Origin of the sequence: Avibacterium gallinarum, assembly GCF_002921135.1 — a bacterium.
Taxonomy (GTDB): Bacteria; Pseudomonadota; Gammaproteobacteria; order Enterobacterales; family Pasteurellaceae; genus Avibacterium; species Avibacterium gallinarum.
In genome coordinates this window covers 1-381 of record NZ_PQVJ01000048.1, presented here as the reverse complement: position 1 = coordinate 381, position 381 = coordinate 1, and the positions used below count along the sequence as shown (strand labels likewise).

2 pseudogenes are annotated in these 381 nt (G+C 44.9%); one reads left to right on the top strand and one right to left on the bottom strand.

Annotated elements, in window-relative coordinates:
* Positions 1-118 (top strand): annotated as a pseudogene (locus tag C3007_RS11825) (endonuclease/exonuclease/phosphatase family protein); the annotation flags it as partial.
* Positions 119-162: 44 nt separating this feature from the next.
* On the opposite strand, the pseudogene C3007_RS09905 reads toward C3007_RS11825, so the two are convergent.
* Positions 163-312, bottom strand: a pseudogene (locus tag C3007_RS09905) (ATP-binding cassette domain-containing protein); the annotation flags it as partial.
* Positions 313-381: the final 69 nt, after the last annotated feature.

The window sequence follows — 381 nt, the reverse complement described above, 5'->3', positions numbered from 1 at the left end:
TTACTGCCTTTTTTGCCGTTTAATCACTGGGCGGTAAGGATTTTTTGATTTTCCGCGGTTACAGATTGCGATCCTCAATTTTCTCTGCCTTGTCATCGGCTGGATCGTTTTGCGTTGGAACCGAAAAGGGGTTTTGAAATTTCAAAACCCCTTTTCGGGTTCCAACGCGCGCAATAAGGTAGATTTGCCCGCACCATTCGGGCCAATAATGGCGGTATGTTTGCCTTGTGGAATAGTTAACCGTTCGGTTTGTAAAATCACCCGTTCATTGGCTTGCAAAGATAAGGGCTGTAGTTCAAAAAGTGCTTGCATACGGCGAGTCCTTACACTTTACGTTGAGTTGATTGGATAAAGATCCAAAAGAAGAAGGGACCACCGAGT